This is a genomic window from Synechococcus sp. UW179A, assembly GCF_900473965.1.
In the GTDB taxonomy this organism is placed as follows: domain Bacteria; phylum Cyanobacteriota; class Cyanobacteriia; order PCC-6307; family Cyanobiaceae; genus Synechococcus_C.
The window spans coordinates 68,510-92,485 of the sequence record NZ_UCNJ01000018.1 but is presented as its reverse complement, the minus strand read 5'-3'; the positions used below and the strand labels follow the sequence as shown (position 1 = coordinate 92,485).

Annotated in this window: 24 protein-coding genes and 1 tRNA gene; 10 read left to right on the top strand and 15 right to left on the bottom strand. The window is 56.8% G+C overall.

The window, feature by feature from the left end; all coding sequences use genetic code 11:
- Positions 1-9: 9 nt before the first annotated feature.
- Positions 10-1,575 carry a TM0106 family RecB-like putative nuclease gene (locus DXY31_RS09450; RefSeq protein WP_114993522.1) on the top strand — a complete coding sequence of 522 codons (1,566 nt, stop codon included), beginning with the start codon at positions 10-12 and terminating at the stop codon, positions 1,573-1,575.
- Here the strand turns inward: DXY31_RS09450 and DXY31_RS09445 are convergent.
- Together DXY31_RS09445 and pyrE are read right to left on the bottom strand one after the other, a co-directional pair.
- The gene (locus DXY31_RS09445) at positions 1,476-2,330 is read right to left on the bottom strand and encodes a folate-binding protein YgfZ (protein WP_114993521.1); all 855 of its coding nucleotides are present in this window, start codon (positions 2,328-2,330) and stop codon (positions 1,476-1,478) included. The genes DXY31_RS09450 and DXY31_RS09445 overlap by 100 nt on opposite strands.
- Entirely contained in the window at positions 2,330-2,911 is a 582-nt protein-coding gene (pyrE, locus tag DXY31_RS09440) for an orotate phosphoribosyltransferase (RefSeq protein WP_170953640.1), read from the bottom strand. Before pyrE ends, DXY31_RS09445 begins: the two co-directional genes overlap by 1 nt.
- An 81-nt stretch (positions 2,912-2,992) precedes the next feature.
- Between pyrE and DXY31_RS09435 the strand changes: the two genes are divergently transcribed.
- The 4 genes from DXY31_RS09435 (at position 2,993) to DXY31_RS09420 (ending at position 5,969) form a co-directional block, all read left to right on the top strand.
- Positions 2,993-3,493: a hypothetical protein gene (locus tag DXY31_RS09435; protein WP_244279678.1), complete on the top strand. Its 501-nt coding sequence runs from the start codon at positions 2,993-2,995 to the stop codon at positions 3,491-3,493.
- Positions 3,494-3,506: 13 nt separating this feature from the next.
- A tRNA-Ile gene (locus DXY31_RS09430) sits at positions 3,507-3,579 on the top strand.
- A gap of 13 nt (positions 3,580-3,592) precedes the next feature.
- A complete protein-coding gene (locus tag DXY31_RS09425; RefSeq protein WP_114993520.1) occupies positions 3,593-4,909 on the top strand; it encodes a hemolysin family protein in 1,317 nt (438 codons plus the stop codon).
- Between the two features lie 55 nt (positions 4,910-4,964).
- Positions 4,965-5,969, top strand: a complete 1,005-nt coding sequence (locus DXY31_RS09420) for a Gfo/Idh/MocA family protein (protein WP_114993519.1) — start codon at positions 4,965-4,967, stop codon at positions 5,967-5,969.
- 21 nt (positions 5,970-5,990) lie between these two features.
- On the opposite strand, the gene DXY31_RS09415 is transcribed toward DXY31_RS09420, so the two are convergent.
- Entirely contained in the window at positions 5,991-9,179 is a 3,189-nt protein-coding gene (locus tag DXY31_RS09415) for a glycoside hydrolase family 15 protein (RefSeq protein ID WP_114993518.1), read from the bottom strand.
- Between the two features lie 49 nt (positions 9,180-9,228).
- Between DXY31_RS09415 and DXY31_RS09410 the strand changes: the two genes are divergently transcribed.
- Positions 9,229-9,969, top strand: coding sequence for a WecB/TagA/CpsF family glycosyltransferase (locus DXY31_RS09410; protein ID WP_114993517.1), 741 nt, complete (start codon positions 9,229-9,231; stop codon positions 9,967-9,969).
- A gap of 11 nt (positions 9,970-9,980) precedes the next feature.
- On the opposite strand, the gene DXY31_RS09405 is transcribed toward DXY31_RS09410, so the two are convergent.
- Positions 9,981-10,124 carry a photosystem II reaction center protein K gene (locus tag DXY31_RS09405; protein WP_066904771.1) on the bottom strand — a complete coding sequence of 48 codons (144 nt, stop codon included), beginning with the start codon at positions 10,122-10,124 and terminating at the stop codon, positions 9,981-9,983.
- A 29-nt stretch (positions 10,125-10,153) separates the two neighbouring features.
- Complete coding sequence (gene tgt / locus DXY31_RS09400) at positions 10,154-11,272, bottom strand: tRNA guanosine(34) transglycosylase Tgt (protein ID WP_114993656.1); 1,119 nt, start codon at positions 11,270-11,272, stop codon at positions 10,154-10,156.
- Positions 11,273-11,315: 43 nt separating this feature from the next.
- Between tgt and DXY31_RS09395 the strand changes: the two genes are divergently transcribed.
- Positions 11,316-12,122 (top strand): adenosylcobinamide-GDP ribazoletransferase, encoded by an 807-nt coding sequence (locus DXY31_RS09395; RefSeq protein ID WP_244279676.1) that lies wholly within the window; start codon positions 11,316-11,318, stop codon positions 12,120-12,122.
- Here the strand turns inward: DXY31_RS09395 and DXY31_RS09390 are convergent.
- Positions 12,070-13,215: a sensor histidine kinase KdpD gene (locus DXY31_RS09390; protein WP_114993516.1), complete on the bottom strand. Its 1,146-nt coding sequence runs from the start codon at positions 13,213-13,215 to the stop codon at positions 12,070-12,072. The genes DXY31_RS09395 and DXY31_RS09390 overlap by 53 nt on opposite strands.
- A 391-nt stretch (positions 13,216-13,606) precedes the next feature.
- On the opposite strand from DXY31_RS09390, the gene DXY31_RS09385 reads away from it, so the two are divergent.
- Positions 13,607-13,975, top strand: coding sequence for a DUF3155 domain-containing protein (locus DXY31_RS09385; protein ID WP_066905043.1), 369 nt, complete (start codon positions 13,607-13,609; stop codon positions 13,973-13,975).
- A 27-nt stretch (positions 13,976-14,002) separates the two neighbouring features.
- Here DXY31_RS09385 and DXY31_RS09380 read toward each other — a convergent pair whose 3' ends face one another.
- Entirely contained in the window at positions 14,003-14,644 is a 642-nt protein-coding gene (locus tag DXY31_RS09380) for an alpha/beta hydrolase (protein WP_371639286.1), read from the bottom strand.
- Positions 14,645-14,667: 23 nt separating this feature from the next.
- Here DXY31_RS09380 and purH point away from each other — a divergent pair, with 23 nt between their 5' ends.
- A complete protein-coding gene (gene purH / locus DXY31_RS09375; RefSeq protein ID WP_114993515.1) occupies positions 14,668-16,251 on the top strand; it encodes a bifunctional phosphoribosylaminoimidazolecarboxamide formyltransferase/IMP cyclohydrolase in 1,584 nt (527 codons plus the stop codon).
- Between the two features lie 72 nt (positions 16,252-16,323).
- Entirely contained in the window at positions 16,324-16,782 is a 459-nt protein-coding gene (locus DXY31_RS09370; protein WP_114993514.1) for a DUF4079 domain-containing protein, read from the top strand.
- Between the two features lie 323 nt (positions 16,783-17,105).
- On the opposite strand, the gene DXY31_RS09365 is transcribed toward DXY31_RS09370, so the two are convergent.
- The 8 genes from DXY31_RS09365 to DXY31_RS09330 all read right to left on the bottom strand — a co-directional run bounded on the left by DXY31_RS09365 (position 17,106) and on the right by DXY31_RS09330 (position 23,887).
- Complete coding sequence (locus DXY31_RS09365) at positions 17,106-17,324, bottom strand: hypothetical protein (protein ID WP_114993513.1); 219 nt, start codon at positions 17,322-17,324, stop codon at positions 17,106-17,108.
- Between the two features lie 595 nt (positions 17,325-17,919).
- Positions 17,920-18,483, bottom strand: a complete 564-nt coding sequence (gene fldA / locus DXY31_RS09360; RefSeq protein WP_371639283.1) for a flavodoxin FldA — start codon at positions 18,481-18,483, stop codon at positions 17,920-17,922.
- A 60-nt stretch (positions 18,484-18,543) separates the two neighbouring features.
- Complete coding sequence (locus tag DXY31_RS09355) at positions 18,544-18,960, bottom strand: hypothetical protein (protein ID WP_114993511.1); 417 nt, start codon at positions 18,958-18,960, stop codon at positions 18,544-18,546.
- A gap of 150 nt (positions 18,961-19,110) precedes the next feature.
- Positions 19,111-19,434, bottom strand: coding sequence for a hypothetical protein (locus DXY31_RS09350; protein ID WP_114993510.1), 324 nt, complete (start codon positions 19,432-19,434; stop codon positions 19,111-19,113).
- A 211-nt stretch (positions 19,435-19,645) separates the two neighbouring features.
- Positions 19,646-20,083, bottom strand: coding sequence for a hypothetical protein (locus tag DXY31_RS09345; RefSeq protein WP_179949439.1), 438 nt, complete (start codon positions 20,081-20,083; stop codon positions 19,646-19,648).
- Between the two features lie 310 nt (positions 20,084-20,393).
- Positions 20,394-21,017: a DUF1997 domain-containing protein gene (locus DXY31_RS09340; protein ID WP_244279674.1), complete on the bottom strand. Its 624-nt coding sequence runs from the start codon at positions 21,015-21,017 to the stop codon at positions 20,394-20,396.
- A gap of 66 nt (positions 21,018-21,083) precedes the next feature.
- Positions 21,084-22,283, bottom strand: a complete 1,200-nt coding sequence (locus DXY31_RS09335; protein ID WP_114993508.1) for a 4-hydroxy-3-methylbut-2-enyl diphosphate reductase — start codon at positions 22,281-22,283, stop codon at positions 21,084-21,086.
- Positions 22,284-22,414: 131 nt separating this feature from the next.
- Positions 22,415-23,887 carry an ammonium transporter gene (locus tag DXY31_RS09330; RefSeq protein WP_114993507.1) on the bottom strand — a complete coding sequence of 491 codons (1,473 nt, stop codon included), beginning with the start codon at positions 23,885-23,887 and terminating at the stop codon, positions 22,415-22,417.
- Between the last annotated feature and the right edge of the window lie 89 nt (positions 23,888-23,976).

Genomic DNA, 23,976 nt, shown 5'->3' with positions numbered 1-23,976 from the left:
CCTCAGGCCATGGGTGACACCCCTTCTGCTGACAAGCCGCTGACCGACCGACTGCTGCGCAGCTGGACCCGCTGCCGGCGCCGGGCATGGCTCGATCGCCATGGTGATCAGAACAAAAGGGTTTATACCGCCCATCGCACACTGCAGCTTGATGATCAGCAACGCAGTTTTGTGGCGTTGCTGCCTCATAAGCCTGCACATGGGCTCGCGGCCTGCGAGCGGGGTGAAGTCGGTGTGGTGGGCCTGAGACTGCGCGGGCAGACCGCAGAGGGTTACAGCATCGAGGCCCATCCAGCTCTGCTGCAGCGTCAGCCCGGTCGCAGTCGCTGGGGCGATTACATCTACCGTCCCGTGTTGGCCAGGCAGGGACGACGACTTACCCGGGAGCATCGGCTTCAGCTGGCGTTATCAGCCCGGCTGCTCGCACAACTTCAACAGGCTCCTGTGATCGATGGCCTGGCTCTTGCGGGAGCAGGCCGCTACCTCGAGAAGGAGAAGGTTGCTCTCGGTGAAAATCTGCAGCGTCAGCTGGATGAGGCTCTGCGCAAACTGGCGGCTGATCTGGAGCGGAGCGAGCCACCCCCGCTCGCGTCTGACCGGCGAAAGTGCTCGTTGTGCAGCTGGCGAGGTGTCTGCAACGCCGAAGCACGCCGGATTGGGCATCTCAGTGAGGTCAGTGGTATCGGTGCCAAGCGGCGGGAGATGCTTCTCGAGCTGGGGATTGATGGTTTGCAAGCACTTGCCGATGCCGATCCCCATCGCCTGGCCGAGCAGCTGCAGCGATTTGGAGACCAGCACGGCGCCGTGGCGGCTCCCCTTGTGGCTCAGGCTCGAGCCCAGCGGGACGGGCAGGCGGAGACTCTGGCCGATTCACCGGCGCTGCCTGAACTGATCAAGGCGCCTGGGGTGCTGCTCTATGACATCGAATCAGACCCGGATGCCCGTGATGACTTTCTGCATGGATTTGTCTCTCTGCCTCGGGATCCCGACGGCCGCTGGGCTCTTGAGCGAGCCAGTTATCACCCATTACTCATGCTTCAGGAACATGGTGAAGGTCGTTGCTGGCAACGCATCGAGCGATTCCTGAATCGTTATGAGGGCTGGCCAGTCCTCCACTATGGCGAGACGGAGTCACTGGCTCTGTGCAAGATGGCCCAACGTCAGGGCGCTAGTGATAAAGATCGGCATGCCCTGCAGCGCAGGCTTGTCGATGTGCATGCTCGCTTGCGCAGTCACTGGCGACTTCCCCTCAACAGCTATGGGTTGAAGACAGTGGCCAATTGGCTTGGATTCAGCTGGAGTCAGGCAGGGGTGGACGGTGCAAGGGCTCTGCTCTGGTGGAGGCAGTGGCGTGGCACCGGACCGCTGGACCGTGGTCATGTCCAGGCTCTGCGCTGGATCTTCACTTACAACCGTGATGACGGCTTGGCAACCTGGACAGTGGCTGCATGGATGCTGGCAGCCGACAGCCGCTCTCAACCTCGGGCTGGTGGGTCGCAGAAGGCACTGGGTCGTGCGATGGAGACCTCTACATCACTGTTTCCTGCTTGCAGTATTTCCGCATCAAGCGCCTGACGTCTGACCAGAGCGAGTCCGAAACTGCTCCTTGTTACAGGGTCGTTGCACACGCTGGTGATGATCCCGGCACGCGAGTCATTCAGCTTGAGCTGATCTCCGCTTTGCAGGATATTTTGAGTTTCAGAGGTGCTTTGCCAGCAGCGCAGCTGCTGTTTCACACCGCCGCGGGATGCCAGCTTGGCCACGGTTTCCTGTCCGAGATAACAGCCTTTGTTGAGCTCTACCCAATCGGATAAACCCAGTTCAAAGGGATTGGTGTCGCCAGTGAGCTCTTGATCTCCCAGGGGCCAGCCTTGCTTATTCCGCCAGCTCTCCAGTTCTGAGGCGTTGCAGGGTGAGAGATCTGCCCATGAGTTCTGAGGTTCGCTGCTGTCACTCAGCCACACCACCTGGTTCCAGTCGGGTGCCTTGCCCGCCTCAAGGCGTTGCAGCCTGCGCTGCTGGCGCTGCTCTCCTAGTCGAACCTGGTCTGCAGGAAAGATCACCCGATCAAACCCGCCAGCGACGCTGTTGCTGTCTCCGTTGAGAACGAGCACATCGGCCCCAGCGGAATCCAGGCGGATTTCAAGCAGGGCCTGCACGCGGCCTGTCGCATTGAGCCAACAGGCCTGGACCAGAACGCCTTGGGCGCAGCCATCCACCTTGGCGCTGGTTTGGCCATGCAGAAAGCTGCTGCATCCTTGGCCCTCGAGACGGATGAGCGGGAATCGCGCATCCCAGATCAATGCTTTGACGTCCTGATCCCTGCTCATCACTGTTCAAGCTCCTTGGCTCTGGCAGCCACCTCGCTCAATCGAAACAGGCTGACCAGTTCCAAGCCCGCTTCATCCATGGCCTCCTGACCACCTTCTTCACGATCCACGATGGTGATCACACGCCGAACGGCATATCCGGCTTCTTTCAGCTGGTTAACAGCCTGGATCGATGACCCACCTGTGGTGACGACGTCCTCCAGCACCGTCACGAGGGCACCAGCCTCAGGCAGTGGGCCTTCCAGCCAAGCACTGGTGCCATGGCCTTTGGCCTGTTTGCGCACAATCAGTGCATTGAGATCACGGCCCTGCTGCGCCGCTGCCATGGCCACACCGCTCACCAGGGGATCGGCCCCAAGCGTGAGCCCTCCAACGGCTACGGCATTGTTGTCCACCAGGGCGAGCATGGCGGGACTGAGCAACGCCAGGCCGCTGCCGCTCAGGGCCACCGGTTTGCAGTTCACATAGTGTTCGCTGCTGCGACCCGATGCGAGGGTGAACTGCCCGTGCCGGTAAGCCTCCCGGGCCAGTCGGTCCAGCAGGACCTCGCGATCCATCAACGGCTCGGAATTGACGGGCATGGGGGCTGGTGCTTCGCGGATCCTCTGCCTAGTTTGCGCGCAGTGGTGCCTCTTCCCTTGGACAGGCTGCGATTGAGATCATTGCTTCTGCTTCTTTCACTGAGTTCATTGCAGGTCGCTGCAGTGGCTCGACCGGTGGTCTGCTCCACCACGTTGGAGGCCCCATCGATCCTGCTCATGGAAGGAGGCGTGCCGGCTTCACCGGTTGAAGTCACCCGTTGCGCCAAGGTGCAGAGCACCCCAGCGCTGATTGAGGAGCGCTTTTACAGCTGGACAGCCCCATTCGCTAGCGGTGTGAATATCCGGCATCAAGCAGCTGACATGTTTGGATTCGCTGTGGCTGGTCCCGATGGCGACCGCTGGGTTGGCTTTGGTTTCCCCGACCAAACGATTGTCTGGGATTCAGTAGCTCTTGAAAACACCTACGAGATGCTGCTTGAGAACCAGAGTGATCCGATCCCCTGGCGCACCGTTGACATTCCCAACGGCTTCAGCGGCAGCCTGGCTGATGACATGTTCTCCCCTGGTCCTGGTGAGTATCAGAACGAGGAAGCCTTTCCGCCCGTGCGTGCCCTGTGGTAAACCCACCGACCAAGGGGGTCTAGCAATCTGGTGAATGCAGCGAACTCATAATTCGCCTAAGGCGGGTTCGATCCCCGCGACCCCCATTGTTTTGTTCCAATGCGCACCCTGCTGCTGATCGCGCTGCTGGTTCTGCCGGCTCTGTTTTCAGCAGCTGAGGTGGCGCTGCTCCGACTGAGGCCCAGTCAGGTGCAGGCTCTCACTGAGGAGGGCCGCCCCGGCGCCCAGTCTGTGCAGAGACTTCAGCGGCATCTGCGCATTGCTTTGCTGATGACACAGTTCGGGGCTTGCCTTTCGCTGGTGGCCCTGGGCTGGATCGGTCGTGGATTCGGTCAGCGCTGGTGGCCACTGGAGATGCCTGCAGGCCGCTGGTGGGATCTCGCCTGGTTTTTGCTGCTGGTCGTGCTGGCCACCCTGGTTGCTGGCCTCTTGCCACGTGCCTGGGTGCTGAGTCGTCCCGAGTTTGCTGCCCTGCAGCTTGGGCCTGTTCTCGAGGGAGCGATCCGGGTGCTGAGTCCACTGCTGTCGGCTCTCGACAGCTTGGCTTCGCTGTTGTTGCGCTTGGCAGGCCTTACCACCCAGCGCTGGGATGCCCCTGTTCCGGCTCTTACCGCAGGCGAGCTGGAGACTCTGATCGAGAGTGGCGCCGTCACCGGTCTCAAACCCGACGAACGCAACATTCTTGAGGGTGTGTTTGCATTGCGGGACACCCAGGTTCGTGAGGTGATGGTGCCGCGATCAGGAATGGTCACCCTTCCTGTTGAGGTCCGTTTTGCAGAGTTGATGGAGGCGGTTCATCGCACCCGTCATGCGCGCTTCCCCGTGATCGGTCAGTCGCTCGATGATGTTCGGGGAGTCCTTGATCTGAGGCGTCTCGCCGAGCCCATCGCCCGCGGAGAGTTGCGCGAGGACTCCTGGCTTGAGCCCTACCTGATGCCTGCACAGACGGTGCTGGAGACCAGCAACCTGGCTGATCTACTGGCCATCATCCGTTCAGGGAATCCCCTGCTGTTGGTGGTCGATGAACATGGTGGAACGGAGGGTCTCGTCACCGCAGCAGACCTCACTGGAGAAATCGTTGGCGATGAACCTGACGACGAAACAGATGAACCGGACCTGGTGCCTATGGAGGATCAGCCTGGAACATGGCTTGTGGCAGGAGATTTAGAGATTGTCGAGCTGAATCGTCAGCTTCAGCTTGATCTCCCAGAAGCTAGTGACCATCACACCTTGGCTGGTTTCTTATTGGAACGGCTTCAGCACATTCCTTCACCAGGCGAGGCACTGCGCCATCACAACATCCAATTCGAGATCGTTGCCATGGCCGGTCCCCGCATTGTGCGGGTGCTTCTAGTTCTCATCGAAGAACCGGATTCGCCGGTCGACTCCATTAATCAAGAACAGGGATTGGTGTGATTCCCCCCCCGTTGCATTGATCACCGATAATCAGCCGGTTCGCACAGTCCCACTGATGACCGACGCCATGCTTCCGGTGAAGGTCGGCGTGATCGGGATTGGCAACATGGGATGGCATCACGCGCGCGTGCTCAGCCTGCTCAAAGACGCGGATTTGGTTGGTGTCGCGGACCCGGACGCGCAGCGGGGAGCATTGGCCACTGCGCAGTTCGGCTGTCGCTGGTTTTCCGATTACCGCACCATGCTTCAGGAGGTTGAGGCGGTCTGCATTGCAGTGCCGACCCTGCTTCATCACTCCGTGGGCCTGGCTTGCCTTGAGGCGGGTTCACACGTGCTGATCGAGAAGCCGATCGCAGCCAGTCAGGAGGAGGCCGCTGCCTTGATTGATGCCGCCAGCCGAGTAGGCCGCTTGCTTCAGGTGGGCCATATCGAACGCTTCAATCCCGCGTTCCGTGAGCTCACCAAGGTGGTGGCCAATGAAGAGGTGGTGGTGCTCGAAGCCCGTCGTCACAGTCCTCACGCTGATCGTGCCAACGATGTGTCTGTAGTGCTCGATCTGATGATTCACGATCTGGATCTGGTGCTCGAGCTGGCCAGTTCTTCGGTGGTGCAACTGGCAGCTGCGGGTGGTCGCAGCTCGGATGGGCCGATCGATTACGTCAACGCCACGCTCGGATTTGAAAACGGCGTGGTGGCCAGTCTCACGGCCAGCAAGATGAGTCATCGCAAGATCCGGACGCTGAGTGCACACTGCAGGGCCAGCTTGGTTGAGACCGACTTCCTCAATCACAACCTGCACATTCATCGCAGGGCTCATGAGTGGTACTCCGCGGATCATGGAGAGTTGCTCTACCGCAACGATGGTTTCATTGAGGAGGTGAGCACCACCTCGATCGAGCCCCTCTATGCCGAACTCGAACACTTCCTGCAGTGTGTACGAGGACGCGAAACTCCTGCAGTGGACGGCCAACAAGCTTCGAGGGCCTTGCGCTTGGCTGATTTGATTGAACAGGCCGTGGAGCAGCCCGGCGTAGGTGTTCCGATCGAGACTCCGATCTGATTTGGATCAGCCCCTTCCTGATCAGCGGAGCCCTTCCTGATCGGCGAGCTCCCTGAGGGCTTCAATCTGCCAATGCCGGCATTCGGCTGGAGACGACCGGTAGAACTGAGCCCAGGCAGCTGCTTTGTGCTGGGAATAATCGTTGCTGTTCTGCTCCGGATGGCGATTTCTCCAGCCCACCCGCACGGCATGGCCGATGACCACATCAAGGGCGATGTCGTCGTCAAAGCGCATGTTGGGATTGGCGGTTGCAAAGGCCATCAACGAGAGCAGGCTTTCGGTGCAGAGCTGACGGTATTCAGGAGCTCTAATCCGACTGAGCAGATGCTCCACCTGAATGGCGAAGTTGCGTTCGCCAGGGGTTTTCTCCCGAAGCAGGGCGCTGGTTAGACGGTTGCGGCGTTCCAGTTTGTCGCCAATCACCAGTCCACGGCAGTGGTGGAGCAGTGACCAGATTCCTGCATAGAACTCTTTGGGAACCTGTTGCAGTGAGCCCAGGCGAATCCGGTGCTGGAGCCAGTCACTTCCGCTGGGGCTTTCATCGAGGGGCTCGGGAATGTTCCACTGCACCTTGCCGCTCAGGTGCAGCAGTTCCCGCCGTTGCAGGGCTGCTCTGGCGTGGTCGACGTCGGCCAGCACGGTGCGCAGCCGCAGGCTGATGCAGTGCGGAGGTTGATCGCACAGGGCTTCGAAGGCCTCGTCTTGGCCGCACTGCTGCTCGGCGGCCAGCTCTGAGGTCAGTAACAGCAGCAGCTGCCCGAGCTGGAAGGTCAGGGAGCCTCTGATCATGCTCGGTTCGCGCCTGGCGATCCCGTCCAGTGCCAGCAGCAACTCCTGCTGCAGCATCCGTTCTCGGCCGTCACTGCCGCAGGTGCGCTCGATCAGGGCTGCGATCGATTGGCTGGAGACAGGACTGGTCAGTCGCGAGTCGCTGCTGTAGTTCCTGCCGATCACAACCTGTTTCTGACGGCTCAGCAGGTCTGTGAGTGCATCCTCCAGCTGAGGATGAATCAGACCCATGGCGCCGGCGCAGCGTCTGGCCACATTCCAGTCCTCCTGGCTGAGACCGCGTCGGTAGATCTCCTGCAGCAGAGTGGCTAGCTCAACTGGAGTTCCCTTGGGACCGCTGAGAATGGCCTGCTGACCGAGTTGTTGTGTTAACAGCTCCAGGACCTCCGCTTGTTCCCGCAGCGAGTGGCTGCTCCACAACCTCTGCCGTAGCTCTTCCAGGGGGATGTCATCCAGTTCCTGCTCTTGTGCAGCTGTGAGGTCGCTCAGATCGGTGGAGGCCTGCAGTAGTTCAGCTGCTTGCTCTGCTTTATCGAGTTGTCTGTTGCCCTCGTTTTCATCCGGCAGCGTTAACCACTGGGCTTTGCTGGCCAGGGTCCCAAGATCAGCGAAGTCCACAGAAACTTCTTCGATGCTGCCGCTTTGTAGGCGTTGGGTCAGTTCCAGGAGAAGCGTCTCGTGCCTCTCCAGCAGAGCGGCCTGTATGGGGATCAGCAGCAGTGGTGCTCCCTGCCCCTGCCAGTGCCGTTGGAGCAGATGCAGCTCATTCACGATGCTTTCGACCAGCTGTCGTGGGTCATGGCTGAGAAAGAACGTGCCTTCTTCAAGCACTGCAGGTAAAAAAGCCAGTTGTTGTCCGCCCTGGCGATAGAGGCGAGCCGTGACCGCTGTTTCTGGTCGAAGTGGTGGCTGGCCGCTGAGACCAAGGGCGGTGTCGGCGCCAATGTTGCTCAACCGTTCTCGCAGAGCCTCAGATGGCAGCACCGGTAAATCAGCGGATTCGGGATCGCTGACCGGCAACCCCAGTTTTTCCAATTTGCGCGCGACGGCGGCATCGCCGGGAACCAGCGAAACCAGCACTTTTTGCGCTCCCAGTGTGGCGGGCATTCGCCGTCCGCAGGGGTCAAGATCCTCTGCCTTGATCAGTCCATCCAGGAGCATCTCTCCAATCCAGGCGAGGCTCTGGGTCCAGAGCAACGGCACGTTCTCGTTGGCGATGCGTCGCTGACTTCCGGGCGCACGCCGTTCCAGCTCCAGCTGCTCAGCGGGCACGAGGTACAGCTCTGGGAACAGCCGTTCTCCATCGCGTTCCACCAGCAGTGCTTGCAGGCGTTCACGCCAGAGGTTGGCCTCGTCCCAGCGCTGCTCGAAACAGGCGGTGACCAATTCATAGGCCAGGAACAGCGGCCATTCCGATTCGATTCCTTCAAAGGTGGCCAGCTCTTCACGCTCGTAGTGCAGCCGGGTGATGTCTTCCACCACCGTCTGATGACCATCCCTGCGAAAGCGCTTGTAGCCATAGGGACCTCCCAGCTCGCGCCTGATCCGCCTGTTGGTGCGCTCCACCAGCGCTCGATCTTCCACAGCCCAGGCGGGGTAGCCGATCACTGAGAGGCAAGCGCTATCAACTTCTTTGCTTGCCGACTCACGCGGCAGCAACCCAGTCAGAGCTCGTCTCAGTCGCACCACAGCACCGTGTGGAATGAGCACCTGCATGCTTCCGTCTCCGTGGGAAGCAAAAAGGTCAACCCCGTCCAGTGCCTCTAGTGCGGCCTTGGCCATACCGATCGAACTGGCATTTCTTTCGGGCAGGCCGTGATTGCCCTTGTCGCCCCGCTCCCAGATTCCGTAATCGGCAACGCGGTAGGCCCTGGCCACGTAATAAACCAGGTTCTGGATGAAGGATGCTTCGTGGCTGTTGTGAATGACAGCCAAGCCGCCGGAGCTCAGCTGGGCCAGCTGCAACAGAAACAGAGATGTGGCATCCAGCTGCAGATGACCCCATCCATCATCGGCAACGACCGGAGATCCACTGGCACTGTCGTACTTCGCATGCAGGGCATCCAGGGGGTCGAGGCTGCTTTTGAAGCGCTCCACTTTTTCGGCCTGACGCATCATGGCGTTCAGCAATCCGCGCATCAGGTCGATGACGCGCTGTTCGAGCTCCCAGCAGCGTTGACAGCTGCCCTTTTGGCGCCGGTGGGCGATCGCCAGACCCCAGACGCACTGGATCGAATAAATGCAGTCGCGAACCCAGGCGTCACCGTAATTGCCATGCACGGTGTGGGCTGTGCTAGCGGGCAGTAGCCCACTGATCGGGTTCTGTCGCTGCAGCACCACGCGCTCGATGGAGCGGTCGAGCTGCGTCAGCCGCTGCGCACGCAGCTGATCCTCTTCACGGGTCGGGTGCGACAGAACCATGGTGGCTAACGCGACCGGATCTAGATTCTCTCGTGCAGCGGACGCGCGGATGGAAGCACTGACAACCGGTCCGCGCGATCAACGTCGTTGCCAAGTTCTCGACATCCCCGTTGATGCCTGCCGAGATGTAACTTCCGCAGCCATCGGCCTGCATGCAGAGGGTGGAGGGCAGGTCGTCACGCTGAACGCTGAGATGACGATGCTTGCTCGCCGCAACACGGACCTGGGTGCTGTGATCCGAACTGCTGATCTGGTGATTCCTGATGGTGCAGGTGTGGTCTGGGCTCTCGCGCGCCAAGGGATCAAGGTGCAGCGCAGTCCAGGAATTGAGCTTGCAAGGTCCTTGCTCACGTATGCGGAAGCCCATGGTTGGCGCGTCGCACTTGTCGGGGCGTCGCCTGAAGTGATGGACAGGTTGTCTGACCGTCTGGCTCAGCAGAGTCCAGCACTGCAACTGGTTTTTGCAGAACACGGATATCAAGATGCCAGTGCCTGGCCGGAGCTTGAAACGAGGTTGCGGCGACTCAGTCCCGATCTGGTTCTTGTGGCTCTTGGGGTGCCCCTCCAGGAGATCTGGATCCAGCGAATGCGCGACAAGCTCCCCGGTCTCTGGATGGGAGTCGGCGGCAGCTTCGATGTCTGGTCAGGTTTGAAGCAACGTGCCCCGAGCTGGACCAGTCGTTTGCAGCTGGAGTGGCTTTACAGACTGTTGCAGGATCCAAGCCGCTGGAGGCGCTATCTCGTTCTGCCTCAATTTGCTTGGTCGGTGCTGCGCTGCGGTAAGCGGTAGCGATGAGAGCTTCAGCGGAAACCGACGGATGCTTGCCAGACGAAGGCCAGCAACAGGAAAAACAGAGGAATGATCGGGAGGATGTCGATCAGCGGACCGAAAGCCTGATAAGCCTCTGGAAGTTGAGCCAGCAGATCGAGGGAGAAAGCAGCCATCCCGGCGGAATACGGTCAGTGTGCGGACGCTACCACGTGTGATGAGCCGGGGACTCCTCTTGCCAGGGAGCGAAATCCTCTGAAAAACAGCCGTCCTTGATCGCCTGCCCTATGGCGGTGGTGAAGCGGATCAGGTGGGTGAGGTTGTGCAGGCTGAGCAGGGTCAGCCCTAACAGCTCATCACTGCGGATCAGATGGTGCAGATAGGAGCGGCTGTGCTGCCGGCAGGCCTGACACGGACAGGTCGGGTCTAGAGGCGTGTGGTCATGCCGGAAACGGGCGTTGCGCAGATTCCAGCGTTCACCACCGACAAGAGCTGTGCCGTGCCGGCCCAGCCGTGTTGGCAGGACGCAGTCGAACAGATCGATGCCGTTGGCGACGGCAACGCTCATTTCCCTCAGGGTGCCGATCCCCATCAGATAACGGGGGCGATCGTTCGGTAGCAGTGGAGTGACCTGGCGCACGATCCGATGCATCTCTTCCACGGGTTCGCCCACACTCACTCCACCAATGGCGATTCCCGGTAGATCAAAGCTGGCGACCGCGCGGGCGCTGGCGTCACGCAGGTGGGGAAAGCAGCCTCCTTGCACAATGCCGAACAGAGCCTGATCGGACTTCTGATGGGCGCTCACGCAGCGCTCCAGCCAGGCGTGGGTTCGACGACTGGCCTCCTCCACATCGTTCTCTGTTGCCGGATAAGGGGGGCATTGATCGAAGGCCATGGCCACGTCCGCCCCGAGTGCCATCTGGATCTCCATCGATCGCTCCGGGGTGAGCAGGATGCGATTGCCGTTGCGTGGATTGCGAAAATCAACGCCCTGGTCATCGATGCGATTGAGATCACCAAGGCTGAAAACCTGAAATCCACCGGAATCGGTGAGCATTGGCCCGTTCCAGCCCATGAACCGATGCAGTCCGCCTGCGGCCTCCACGACCGTCTCGCCGGGTTGCAGATGCAGGTGGTAGGTGTTGGACAGGACCATCTGGGCCCCGGTGGTTGCCAGCTGATCCGCACTGACCCCCTTCACTGTGGCCAGGGTCCCCACCGGCATGAACCGCGGCGTATCCACAACTCCATGCGGGGTCGAGAACGCTCCGCAGCGTGCATCCGTGCGGCAACAGTGAGCGCTGATCTTGAAGTCGAACACGCGCATCTCCGCCCGACCTCTGACCCTACGGTGAGTGGACTCCGTGATCTGCCCTGCTCTGCGGTCTGCCTCTCCCCCTTGGTTGCGTGACCTGGCCGGCGCCTGGGTGTTTTATTCGGTGCTGCCCGGCTGGCCATGGCCAACTCCTCGTTTCGAGCGCATTGCCCGCTTTGCTCCCTGGATCGGAGCAGTGATCGGCGGGCTGATGGCAGCTCTCTGGTTGCTGCTCAGTGCTCTGAACTGGCCATCTGTGGCGATCGCTCCTGCCGCATTGGCTCTTGGCCTCTGGCTCACAGGTGGTCTCCATCTGGATGGACTGATGGACACGGCCGACGGTCTGGCTGCAGGCAGCAGTCGTTGTCTTGAGGCGATGGATGACAGTCGTGTCGGCGCCAGTGGTGTACAAGCGGCGTTCATCGTGCTGCTGCTCCAGTTTTCAGCTTTGGTCCAGCTCGGTGGGTTCGCTCCTGCTGCCCTGGTGTTTGCAGCGGCCTTGGCGAGGGTCTCGCCGCTATGGGCCATGGGGCGCTTCGGTTATCTGCGCAAGCAGGACACGGGAACTGCGGCGTTCCACCGCCGCAACTGGTGTGGTTGGCGTGAAGGCAACCCCACCCTGTTGTTGTTGCTTGCCACTGGGTTGCTGGTGTGGGGCCTCCAGCCTCGGCGATTCATTGCTTGGATTGGCATTGCTTTGTTGGGGACCTTGGCAGCTCTGCTTCCGGCTGAGTGGTTGGGCAGGCGCCTTGGGGGCCATACCGGCGACAGTTACGGCGCCACTTTGATGATCTGCGAAACGTTCACTCTTCTGGCTGCTGCGTTGCTTGCTCCCGTTCTGTTTCCGGCAGCGTGAGCAGAAAGGCATTGCCCTGTGCAGGCAATTCCGGATCCAGGGCAGTGGGTTCGGTGTGAAGGTTCAGTGAGCCGCCTCGATTTTCCGCCAAGCGACGAGCCAGGGACAGACCCAGTCCAGAGCCTGGGCGATCGATGCTGCTGCTGCCACGCTCTCCTTGCTGGAAAATGCGCTGATGCTCCGTGGCGGGAATGCTGGGGCCTGCGTCCCAGACGCAGATTGCATGGTCGAGAAGTTTTAGGCCCAGTGCGCATCCGGCCGGGCTGTAGCGGAAGGCGTTTTCCAGCAGATTGGCCACGATTTCAGCCACCACGGCATCGGCGGCCGGGCGAGCGGCCTGGGTCCAGGCAGCCCAATGATCAGGGCCATGCCATGGCCTGTTTTGCAGGGTCGCTGTGGCAGAAGCCCTCTGGATCAGAGGATGGAGCAGATCTGCCACGGTTAGGTCAGGAGCATCCACGGGAACAGGAGGCAGCAACAGAGGTGTGGAAGCATCTGCCTCCAACCTCAGATCGCCCCGGCCGATCCGGTCGAGGGACTGGAGATAACGATCCAGTTGATCCTGTTCCTGAATCAGGCTTTCCACCAATGAGCGCTGCTGATCGTCGGGGCCGATGCGACGCAGCAGAAGTTGGGCGTAGGTGCGCAGAGCTGTGAGGGGATTGCGTAGCTGGTGCACCACCAAATTCAGTTGCTGGCGCTGTTCATCCAGCTGGTGATGCAGCTTTCGGCGATCTTGTTCAAGGCCGAGAATGCATGCGAGCGTTTCCGCGCAGATCTGAAGGCGAGGGTCATGGTCGACAGGCCTGCCTGGCAGCGGTTGTTGCTCAGCACGCAACACGCCCAGAAGCATGTTCTCGTGCCGTAAGGGATACCAGCGACGTTCCTGGGCCACGCTGCGCAGGCTGGGGTCTTCGGCGATGGCGGGTGGCAGAGCTGAGTCGAGAGGCCACTGAGCCACAAGCGTCAGGGTCGGTGTGGAGCCCTGTTCACGATCGGTGACATACAGGGCAAGACGCGCCATGGCTGTATCGACCGCCAGAGACTGCAGCTGCTGCTGCGCTAGCTCGAGGAACCGATCGGACAGTTGCATCAGCCGAACTGCATCACGGAATACAGACGGTCGTGCGGTAACGCATTTGGACTGCTTGCCAAATTAGGAAAAAGTCTTAAGATCGGAGGTGCGACCGACAGCATGGCCCCTGGGAGGCCTTGCTCCTTCGTTGCTCCGATTGAGGTTGCACTTTCCGTGCCACCAAGGTTACAGCAGAGGTTGATGAATCCCCTGTTGACGTCGACATTCGTCGTTGTAAGCAATGGAGTGTGTCTTATTGCGAGCCGGCCTTCTCCGGATTTCCGCAGTCCGAACGCTGATGACCTGAATTCTCCCCTTGTGGATCGATCAGGGCATTGCTCAACCAACGGCTCAGCCCAACAGCTCCCTTCCGTCCACCTCTCAGCTCCCGTCTGCGGGAGGCAACCTTATGTCTAAGAAGCGCAAGCGGATTAGCCGCCGCCGTCTTGCCGGTCAGCGTGTTCTGGCCCACGTGCCCACGTTCCATCTGGAAACCGGGGAACACAAGCCCGTGACAGCGGCCCGCCGCTTCATCGCTGAAGGCTGTCTTGTACCTCCAGCGTTGCTAAACGTGCGGCGAAACGAACACACCACAGACCGTTTCTTCTGGGGTGAAAAGGGCCTGTTCAGTGCTCAGTATGCAGAGGAAAATCACTTTCTCTTCCCTTCGCTGCGCACCATTGTCGACCGCGTTGGTGAAGAGGTGATCTTCGAAGGCCTGGAGCTTTCTTCCGACGACTGGGAAGAGATGGAAGAGTACGAATACGCCTTCGTTTGAATCAGGCGAAATGTTGTCCTGGCCGAGTTATTTCAGCCAGGACATGATCGATTCAGCCATGGCCTCCTGAGCTGCCAGGGGAATGGAATGTCCACCGGCAAAAGTTTTCAAGCTGCATTCACTGGATCCCGATCCCAGGAGTTCAAGCAGTTTCTCTGCTGCCGCAGCCGGGACGACATCGTCATTCCGACCGTGTAGCAGCAGCACAGGTGGTCGGTTCGATGGAGGTTGCCACCCTGGATGGGGGTAGCCGCTGCAGCTGATTACTCCCGCCAGTGGCAGGTTGCAACCTACATGCAGGGCCATGGCCCCACCCTGGGAGAAACCGATCAGAACCGTTTTAGAGAGCGGAATGGTCTCTAGATCGAGTTTTTCAATGCGATGGCGCAACTGTTGCGTGGCTGATGGCACGGCCTGCCAGTCAGATGGGAACAGTCCATACCACTGACGTCCCTGGCCGCCTGGGTGAGGTTCGGGTGCCTGCAGTCCGATGCATTCCGCAGGAACCGTTGCTGCTGCAGCCAGCCCATCGCCGAGGGGTAGTAAATCCTCTGCATCAGCCCCCCAGCCATGGAGAAGCACCAGGCGAATGTGTCCCGGTTCCAGACCGGTATGAATCACTGAATCAGGCATCAGCTGCTTGACCTGCTGCTGCGTAGGTTGGCCCAAGGTCTCATTCCTGTCCTGCTGCCATGGCTCCCACTGCGCTGCTGAGCGTGTCCGATAAGCGCGGACTGGTGCCTCTCGCTGAGGCTTTGCATCATCGCTACGGCTACCAGTTGCTCTCCAGCGGTGGGACAGCCAAGGTCCTCAAGCAGGCTGGTCTGCCTGTCACTCCTGTGGCGGATTACACCGGCGCTCCGGAGATTCTTGGCGGACGGGTGAAGACGCTGCACCCCCGCATTCACGGCGGCATCCTTGCCCGGCGTGGCGATGCCAGCCATGAAGCCGATCTGATCGCTCAGGAGATCGCACCCATCGATGTTGTTGTCGTCAATCTGTATCCATTTCGAGAAACGGTTGCTGACCCCACGGTGAGCTGGGACACCGCAATCGAGAACATTGATATCGGCGGTCCGACGATGGTGCGGTCCGCAGCCAAGAACCACGCGCATGTTGCAGTGCTGACCGCTCCGAATCAGTACGACCGTTTTTTGGCTGCGCTGGATGCGTCGGGGGGAGCACTAACGGATGCAGTGCGACGTGAGCTTGCCGTGGAAGCTTTCGCTCATACGGCGGCTTACGACGCCGCGATCACCCGATGGATGCAGGCCAGACCAGAGGTGAGCACAGCTGATCCAACGGAGGCAGATCTCCCCTGGCTCGAGGCTTTGCCGTTGCGTCAACGCTTGCGATACGGAGAAAATCCCCATCAACACGCCAGTTGGTACAGCGCTGCCAAGGCAGGCTGGGGCGGAGCCATTCAGTTGCAAGGCAAAGAGCTCAGCACTAATAACCTGTTGGACCTAGAGGCTGCTTTGGCAACGGTCCGAGAATTCGGCTATGGCACCAATGGCAGCCACCCCGCCAGTCGCGCTGCAGCGGTTGTGGTGAAACACACCAACCCTTGCGGGGTGGCGATCGGTGATGGCACTGCTGCCGCACTGAGTCGGGCTTTGGATGCAGATCGCGTCAGCGCTTTTGGAGGCATCGTGGCCCTGAACGGTTGTGTTGATGCAACGGCTGCACGTGAACTCACGAGCCTCTTCCTGGAATGTGTCGTTGCACCAGGGTTTGCACCTGAAGCGCGGGAGATCCTCGCTGCCAAAGCCAATTTGCGCTTGCTTGAACTGTCTCCGGATTCCATTGACGCCGCCGGTCAGGACCATGTGCGCAGCATTCTTGGTGGAGTTCTCGTGCAGGATCTTGATGACCAGCGCGTGACGCCGGATGATTGGACCGTGGCAACCGAGCGAGTTCCCACCGCGAGCGAACGTGAAGATCTCTGTTTCGCCTGGCAGTTAGTGCGCCACGTTCGCTCCAATGCGATCGTCGTTGCTAGGGAAGGCCAGAGCCTCGGCGTGGGAGCTGGCCAGATGAATAGGGTGGGTTCGGCGCAGATCGCCCTGGAGGCCGCCGGTGATCGCAGCCGTGGTGCTGTGCTGGCCAGCGATGGCTTTTTTCCTTTCGACGACACGGTCCGCCTTGCTGCCGACCATGGAATTACGGCTGTGATCCATCCAGGTGGCAGCAAACGTGATGGGGATTCCATTCAGGCTTGCAATGAACTCGGCTTGTCAATGCTTCTGACAGGACGCCGTCACTTCCTGCACTGATCGTCAAGAGGGCGCAGGACTCCACGAGTTGGGGGCTGCAGTTTTAGCCTTCGTTCAATCGTGTGATTTTTGATGCCGACGGACCTGTCTTTTGGTCTCAACTTCCTTCATCCGCTGATGATGTGGCTGTTGCTGGCTGCGGGTGCTTACGCGACGTACCTCGGCATCAAGGCCAAGAAAGTGCGTACGGGGACATCCGAGCAGCGCAAGGCCTTGATCCCTGGAAAATTTGCCCAGAGACACTACCTCTGGGGCAGCGGTTTGATGGCCGTCATGGTGTTTGGAACACTTGGTGGTATGGCAGTCACCTATCTGAACAACGGCAAGCTGTTCGTTGGCCCGCACTTGGTGGTTGGTCTGGTCATGACCGGAATGATCGCTGCAGCCTCATCTCTTTCACCTTTGATGCAGCGTGGAAACCTATTGGCACGAAAAGTCCATGTGGGGCTGAACATGGGAATGCTCAGTTTGTTTCTTTGGCAAGCAGTCAGTGGAATGCAAATTATGAACAGAATATGGCTCAACCGCTAAAGCAATTGAGCGAACTTGACTGTATTAACGATAAAAATCTTCCCTGGTCAGAGGAGTTTTTCTGTCGTTACTTCTAACGTAAAAGAACACAGTTGCGGCGACTGCTAAAACGGGAATTGCCGTTAAGAGCAAGATCGCAATTGCTGTGAAGTCTTGATACATCGAAGCCTGTGAAAATAATTGTTTGATTATACAATAACCGGGGAATGTAGCTTATGCTATTCAGCTGAGTTACTTATATTGCATTAACCACCGAATTCTTTTTCGCTTGCAAGGGAGTTGGGAGTTTTGTGGGCTGCCTTGAGCGCTGCTTCTGAACAGGCTCACTCCTGTTTTGCTTGTGCTCGACCTTCTCGAAACGCATCGAGATCACGCTTGGCGGACCAGTACGCGCTGAGTTGCTCGCAGGTTTTGTATTGCATCCAGTTGGCTTCTGCTGCCACAACTCTGGCGTGGAGGGCTCTCTCTGTTTTCGTTTCAAATCGAATGGTTCCTTGATCCAGTGGAGCGTTGATGAAATAATCCCAATTCGGTTCAACCATTGGCCGATTTAAACTAATCAATCTTCGCCAATGCTTCGCTTTAAAGTTGTCCATTCTTTATGGCTGAAGGAGTAATTCGCTGCTTTAATCTCTCCAAAGTGATTGAGCTGAAAGCACTTTTGATGGCGGCCTGCGTGTAGTTCCGCTGGCTTTATTAAAGTTAACTTTCGCCCCTGATCTCGAAGTCGACATTGGTTGTGCCATTCACCGGGCCTGGCAATTGTTCGTTAAGGATTTAAGATTGGCGCCATCTCAGATTCTGACCTGGCTGTCATAGAATATTTTGTCATTGAAACAATGTTCAGGTGCTAAAGCCCTTTTTGATATCGCTGTTGTATGTGAGCAGTTGCGTTCTCGCTTTGCTCCAGGCGACGCGAGAATCAACTCCACAACCGATAGGACTTCTGATCGTTGCCATGGTTATGACCCCTGTATTAGTGAGTATCATCGCTGGACTTCCAGTGAATTGTATGTCTTTTCAGAATAAGCAAACTGATTAATCTCTGTATATTTCTTGAATCAATAAATGTAGGGTCTTGAAGCGTGAGCGGAATAATATAAATACTTGCCTGTTTTTTGATTGATATGTGAGATATTATAATTTTGACTCTTCTAAAATTGTTTTGCACCAGGCTTCTAAACGATCTTGCGTTTTTTCTGACTCATTGTCTTCGTCAATCGGGAGCCCGCAAAACATCCCGTTGATCATGCTTTTTGAATCATCGAAAATATAGTCTTCACCTGACACATGTCCAATCAAATTGCCACCAGCTTTCTGAAAGGCTGTGTAAAGCTCTTCCATCGCGTCACAGAAAAATTTACTAAAAGCTGCTGAATCTCCAAGGCCAACGATGGCCACAGGTTTTCCTGAGCAATTGAGGGTCGGGATCTGCTCAATGTGCTCATCCCAAACGGTTCCTGACCTTTTGACGTCTGACCCGGTATTCCAGGTTGGAGTGCAACAGATCAGTGCCTCACAGGCTTCAATGTCCTTGATGTCCTGAAAATCACTGAGCTCTTTGAGTTCAGAATCGGGAAGGAGCTGGTCGAGCCTCTCGGCGATGTCTTCCGTATGACCGGTTGCTGATGCAAAGACAATCGTAAATTTCATAGAGAAACCTATCAACTCTATTTTTTCTCGCCCTGAGGCATTGATCAAATAGTATTTAACAATCTATTGTCACTTACTATACGTCCAAATCCTGTTGCGGGATGCCCTTCAATCAGCTTCTAGTCCGTTGAATAATTCTTTATGTACTGCAAAAGTGTGATACAGCGAGGTTTTGTTTTCGGGTTGTAATTTAGTGCCGTCGCATGTGTATGCGATTGCACAAACTAAATTTCCTTGCCAGGCGATGTTGTCGTCGCTTTGGTCTTCTGACCAAGTCATCATCATTTTGAATTGATCAGGGAGTTGACTGCCAATTTTTTCGCATGCTTTGCACAATCGATATAAAGCAGGCGGCTTGGATGGCATGGACAATGCCTTTTTCAAGCTGAGTTCATTGAAAACCCCGATATATCGTATGTATTCAATGATTTCGCCTTCAATCTCGCTCAGATCAGCCTGGCTAATGGCGTTATCGATCTCATCTGGATTGAGAGTTGGTCTCACGTTGGATTTTGCGTTGTTCATTGATCGACATGCATCAGTTCATTGGGTATGACCAGTATTTCTCAAGGCCTTAGCCAGAGCTTATCGGTATCCTGTGATGGCCTGTTCCAAGTTGAATGCAATGATTCAATCAAGATGTTGTTGATCAATAGAAGCTCGAACGAGATCAGTTCAGTTGCTGATCTTTGATAAAAAGCTTGGCTTAAGTCTCGTTTGGTAATTAATATCTTCGATCATTTTTTGAACACTTGTGTGAACAACGACGCTGATATCTTGGGTTGTATTATGAATTTTCCATAGGCCGATTCGAATCTCTGATCTTGCGCAGGTCACTTGCCATGCATCAGGAGTAGGAGTGCCAATTTGTTTCACGGTGATTTTTGTCCAATAAGAGTCTCGCCGATGTCCAGGGGTAAGCGTATAAGAGATCGAGCCGTCAGCTTTTTTTTCTTTTTGGAAATTCAGCTTCAGGAGCTGCTGACTCCAGTCACCCATGATTGTTAATCATTGCTCTTTAACTGTAGTCGTCAATGAATTGATTCATGCATCTTTTTTGTCAGTTGTGTAGTCTAATGATCACATTTAAATTGCGGAAGATTGTATCATTCCTGATGAGCCCGATATCTATTTGTAGGCAACCACCATTAACTCAAGTCATTGTCTTGATGGATTGATTTTTAATTGAGATGGGCTGAATAAACAGCGTTTAGCTCTCTGTGGAAGCGGCTTTTTGATCAGCGGCGGATGGAGTTTTCTTGTCAGCAGTAGGAGCGGCTTTTTGATCAGTGGCGGGAGCAGCTTTCTTGTCAGCAGCAGGAGTGGCTTTTTGATCAGCGGCGGGTGGAGCTTTCTTGTCAGCAGTAGGAGCGGCTTTTTGATCAGCGGCGGGAGCAGCTTTCTTGGCAGCAGCAGGAGCGGCTTTTTTGCCGGCGGCGGGTGGAGCTTTCTTGTCAGCGGCGGGAGCAGCTTTCTTCTCAGCAGCAGGAGCGGCTTTCTTCTCAGCGGCTGCTGGTTTTTTGGGTTTCAGCTTCGATGTGTCAAGATTTTTTTCGCCGAAAACTTTGTATCCGATCAAAACCAGGCCGCCCAGCACTGGAATTGAAGCGATGCCGCCTACGGCAATCTCAAACCCTGACAATGCCATTGCTGATTGGCCGAGAAGTAAAAAAGATAACATATGGCCATCCTCACATCTTGCAACAAATCTGATGGACTGCGCTAAGGATTTTCTGGATTGATCTAGGCCATTGATGACATTGCTTGTTTTGGCGGCTTGAGCCGCTCAGCCTGTGATCACATCTGATCGTTGAAGTCGAAGATTGACCAGTTTTTTAGGATTTATGCCCTTCAGCCTGTGTTTCCACGTTGCAAGCTTTGGATCCAAGTTTCAAGCATGCGGCAAACATTATCTGAGCAGTTTCTGTCTGCGGCTGATTCCGATCTTCGAGCAACTGTCAGAAAGCCGCCCTCCGTCGTGGAGGGCATGCCAGTGCATGGCTTGCGTGGAAATCCTCCTGAACTTTCCAGGTCAGTCTGCGTGAAATCTGGCGCACGATCTGGCGCAGCAGGTGGTCGCCACTGGATTGAACCAGGCCATTGGGGAGCATGGTGATCACTCGGGGAAGTGCAATCCACACCGTTAAATCAAGTGTCCAACTGACCCAGCTGTGATCATGCTCCACGCTGTTCTCAGGGAGGTCCACCAGAATTAAATTGGCTTGGAAATCAACGTCGTAGAGCTTTGCCAAAGTTGGATCGTGATCTGGAAGGGTGACGGTTTCGATCGCGTAGCTCTTTGCTTGGCGAGGGAGGAGTCGTAGGCCGATCGTCGGCTCCACTTCAAAGCCGAAATTTCCAAAGCGTCCGAGAGTCAGCGCGTAGGCCTGGGGATCGAGAGCTTCGACCTCCATGGGTGAAGCACACCTGTGGAACCAACCTTGATGTTGATCAAGATAAGTTGCAATCGTGTCGGGATCCGCCCGCATCTCCATGCGATCACTGAAGTGGCTGCGATAGCACCGCACCTGTTCGTTCACGTCCTCGCAGTGACGCAGCGCTTCGTCGGATGGTCTCGACAAGATCAGGACGGACGAGCTCTGATCAGGGGAATTGCTGTGCTGAATCAATGTAAAGCTTCGCGGCGATCAATCTGCGTCGCTGATGGCGATCATGCGCTGAATCACGTGCTCCACTACGCGATCTGGTGTTGAAGCTCCGGACGTGATGCCAACAGTGATCGGTCCGCTGGGCAAAAAGTTCGTGTCACGGGTTAAATCCTCGCCAAGTGGTTTGTGCTCAATGCTGTTGTCTTCACTGATCCGTTCCGGTGTGTCGATATGGAATGAACGAATGCCACGACTAATGGCAATTTCCTGAAGGTGGGTGGTGTTGGAGGAGTTGTACCCACCAATCACGACCATGAGATCAAGCGGTTCGTCGACCAGTGAGAACATCGCGTCCTGTCTCTCCTGGGTTGCGTCGCAGATGGTGTTGAACGCCAGAAAATGTTCGTTCAATTGCATGGGGCCGAACTTGCTCAGCATCGTGCGTTCGAACAGCCGGCCGATCTCCTCTGTTTCGCTTTTAAGCATGGTGGTCTGGTTGGCGACACCGACACGCTCCAAGTCGCGGTCCGGGTCGAAGCCTGGAGAGCAAGCATTGGCAAAACGTGTCATAAAGCTGTCTCGATCACCATTGCCGAGGATGTAATCCGCGACAAACTGAGCCTCCTCTAGATCCAGTAGCACGAGATAAGTGCCTGCAAAGGAACTGGTGGCCAGGGTTTCTTCATGTTTCACCTTCCCGTGAATAATCGATGTGAACACATGTTTTTTGTGCTTTTCCACTGTGTTCCAAACTTTGGAAACCCATGGGCATGTGGTGTCAACAATGTGGCAGCCACGATCATTGAGTAATTGCATTTCCTGCACGGTGGCCCCGAAGGCAGGAAGAATCACTACGTCGCCATATTCCACACCCGAGAAATCCTTCACCCCCTGGTCTACAGGGATGAAATGGACATTCATCTTGCGTAGATGATCGTTCACTGAAGGGTTATGGATGATCTCATTGGTGATCCACAAGCGCTCACTTGGATAGTGCTTGCGCGTTTCGTAAGCCATCGCAACGGCGCGCTCCACTCCCCAGCAGAAACCAAAGGCTTCAGCAAGTCGAACGTTCAGGCGTCCATGGCTGAGTTGATAACCGTTTTCACGGATGGATCCAATCAGGCTGCTCTGATAGGCCTGCTCCAGACTTCCAGCCACCTCATCAGCGCGTCCGAAGCCACGACGGTTGTAGCGGTCGGAATTATGAAGAGAGCGCTTGAAGGCGTGGGTATCCATGGCCGCTGCGACAGTGGTATGACTCTATGGGCTGTGGGAGGGAGCTGTCTCTTGCCGATCAGCTGTGCTGAGTAAACCAAGAAAAAACCCCGGTCCCTGTGGGCCGGGGTTCTACGTCCTTGATTAGGACTTCAGTTACCAGCAGAGGCGAAATCGGGATACGCCTCCATGCCGTGTTCACCGATATCGAGGCCATTGATTTCCTCTTCCTCGGTGACGCGGATGCCGCCGAACAGGGCACCAATCACGCTCCAGGCGATCCAGCAAGTCACCAGAGCCCAGATGGCGTAAGCCGCGCATCCAAGGGCCTGAATGCCGAGTTGTTCGATGCCACCACCCACGAACAGGCCCAGAGGGGACCCATCGCCTTGGATGTCAAAACCCCAGAGACCGACCACGAGTGTTCCCCAGACACCACAAACGCCGTGGACTGAGAAGGCTCCGACTGGATCGTCGATTCCAGACGCGTCAAGAGCTGCAACAGAGAAGACAACAATGACGCCACCAATCAGACCTGCAACCCAGGAACCCACCAAGGTCAGATTGCCGCATCCAGCAGTGATGCTGACAAGGCCGGCAAGAATGCCATTGATGATCATTGTCAGGTCCGGCTTGCCGGAAGTCATCGTGGAGATGATTGTTGCTCCAATAGCTCCACCAGCTGCCGCGAGCGTTGTTGTTACGGCCACGTAGGGAACCCATTGGTCCATCGCCAGCTGGGAGCCAGGATTGAAGCCGTACCAGCCGATCCAGAGGATCAGAGCACCGAGGGTGGCAATCGACATGTTGTGGCCGGGAACAGCCTGAGTTTGGCCGTTCACAAACTTTCCGATCCTGGGTCCGAGCAGTATCGCTCCAACCAGGCCGGCCCAGGCGCCAACGGAGTGAACAATTGACGAACCTGCGAAATCAATGAATTCCTTGTTTCCAACGCTGTTCAACCAGCCACCATTCCATTCCCAGCTGCCAGAAATTGGGTAGATGAAGGCAGTTAGAACGAGGGAGAAAACAACGAACTCACCAAACTTCACGCGCTCTGCGACCAGTCCGGAAACGATGGTTGCAGCTGTACCAGCAAAGGCTGCCTGGAAAAGGAAGTCGACGGTGGGGACAAGGCCTCCCTCGCTGATGGTTTCAGCGGTGACTGCAGGATCAAAGAACAGACCTTTGAAGTAGAGCCAACCATCAATGACGGATCCGCCGTACATCAGCGAATAACCGATGACCCAGTAAGCCGTCACTGCCAGAGCGAAGACAAACAGGTTTTTGGCGAGGATATTGACCGCATTTTTTTGACGGCACATGCCTGCTTCGACCATGGCGAAGCCGGCATTCATGAAGATCACGAGGATGGTCGCGACCAAAAGCCAGAGATTATTCGCTAGGAAAGCTGCATTCAGTTCAGGCAGCTCCTGCGCATGGGCAGAAAGATTGAAAATTCCTAAGCCAAAGAGGGCTAAGGGTGCACAAGCCAACCAAAGCATCGCGCGGTTGGATTTGAAGCCCCGAATGCTCTGAAGGAGAAGCATTGGTCCTTCGATCAGGCTTGCCTCTTGGAGGCGCGCTTTGCGCCGCCGCGATGGCGGATGCAGAGCAGTTGTCATGGAAAGAAAGCGAAACTGCAAGTTGGACGGTCTTGTAACAGACCATCACTCGCCCACAAATTGCTCAACGATGAACATTCTTCGCGTCG

Excerpts from the sequence above, each read along its gene's own strand:
- DXY31_RS09450 (WP_114993522.1), top strand. The coding sequence starts at position 10 with ATGGGTGACACCCCTTCTGCTGACAAGCCGCTGACCGACCGACTGCTG.
- DXY31_RS09445 (WP_114993521.1), bottom strand. The coding sequence starts at position 2,330 with ATGAGCAGGGATCAGGACGTCAAAGCATTGATCTGGGATGCGCGATTC.
- pyrE (WP_170953640.1), bottom strand. The coding sequence starts at position 2,911 with ATGCCCGTCAATTCCGAGCCGTTGATGGATCGCGAGGTCCTGCTGGAC.
- DXY31_RS09425 (WP_114993520.1), top strand. The coding sequence starts at position 3,593 with ATGCGCACCCTGCTGCTGATCGCGCTGCTGGTTCTGCCGGCTCTGTTT.
- DXY31_RS09420 (WP_114993519.1), top strand. The coding sequence starts at position 4,965 with ATGACCGACGCCATGCTTCCGGTGAAGGTCGGCGTGATCGGGATTGGC.
- DXY31_RS09415 (WP_114993518.1), bottom strand. The coding sequence starts at position 9,179 with ATGGTTCTGTCGCACCCGACCCGTGAAGAGGATCAGCTGCGTGCGCAG.
- DXY31_RS09410 (WP_114993517.1), top strand. The coding sequence starts at position 9,229 with ATGGAAGCACTGACAACCGGTCCGCGCGATCAACGTCGTTGCCAAGTT.
- DXY31_RS09405 (WP_066904771.1), bottom strand. The coding sequence starts at position 10,124 with ATGGCTGCTTTCTCCCTCGATCTGCTGGCTCAACTTCCAGAGGCTTAT.
- DXY31_RS09390 (WP_114993516.1), bottom strand. The coding sequence starts at position 13,215 with ATGCAACTGTCCGATCGGTTCCTCGAGCTAGCGCAGCAGCAGCTGCAG.
- DXY31_RS09385 (WP_066905043.1), top strand. The coding sequence starts at position 13,607 with ATGTCTAAGAAGCGCAAGCGGATTAGCCGCCGCCGTCTTGCCGGTCAG.
- purH (WP_114993515.1), top strand. The coding sequence starts at position 14,668 with ATGGCTCCCACTGCGCTGCTGAGCGTGTCCGATAAGCGCGGACTGGTG.
- DXY31_RS09370 (WP_114993514.1), top strand. The coding sequence starts at position 16,324 with ATGCCGACGGACCTGTCTTTTGGTCTCAACTTCCTTCATCCGCTGATG.
- DXY31_RS09365 (WP_114993513.1), bottom strand. The coding sequence starts at position 17,324 with ATGGTTGAACCGAATTGGGATTATTTCATCAACGCTCCACTGGATCAA.
- DXY31_RS09355 (WP_114993511.1), bottom strand. The coding sequence starts at position 18,960 with ATGAACAACGCAAAATCCAACGTGAGACCAACTCTCAATCCAGATGAG.
- DXY31_RS09350 (WP_114993510.1), bottom strand. The coding sequence starts at position 19,434 with ATGGGTGACTGGAGTCAGCAGCTCCTGAAGCTGAATTTCCAAAAAGAA.
- DXY31_RS09345 (WP_179949439.1), bottom strand. The coding sequence starts at position 20,083 with ATGGCATTGTCAGGGTTTGAGATTGCCGTAGGCGGCATCGCTTCAATT.
- DXY31_RS09335 (WP_114993508.1), bottom strand. The coding sequence starts at position 22,283 with ATGGATACCCACGCCTTCAAGCGCTCTCTTCATAATTCCGACCGCTAC.
- DXY31_RS09330 (WP_114993507.1), bottom strand. The coding sequence starts at position 23,887 with ATGACAACTGCTCTGCATCCGCCATCGCGGCGGCGCAAAGCGCGCCTC.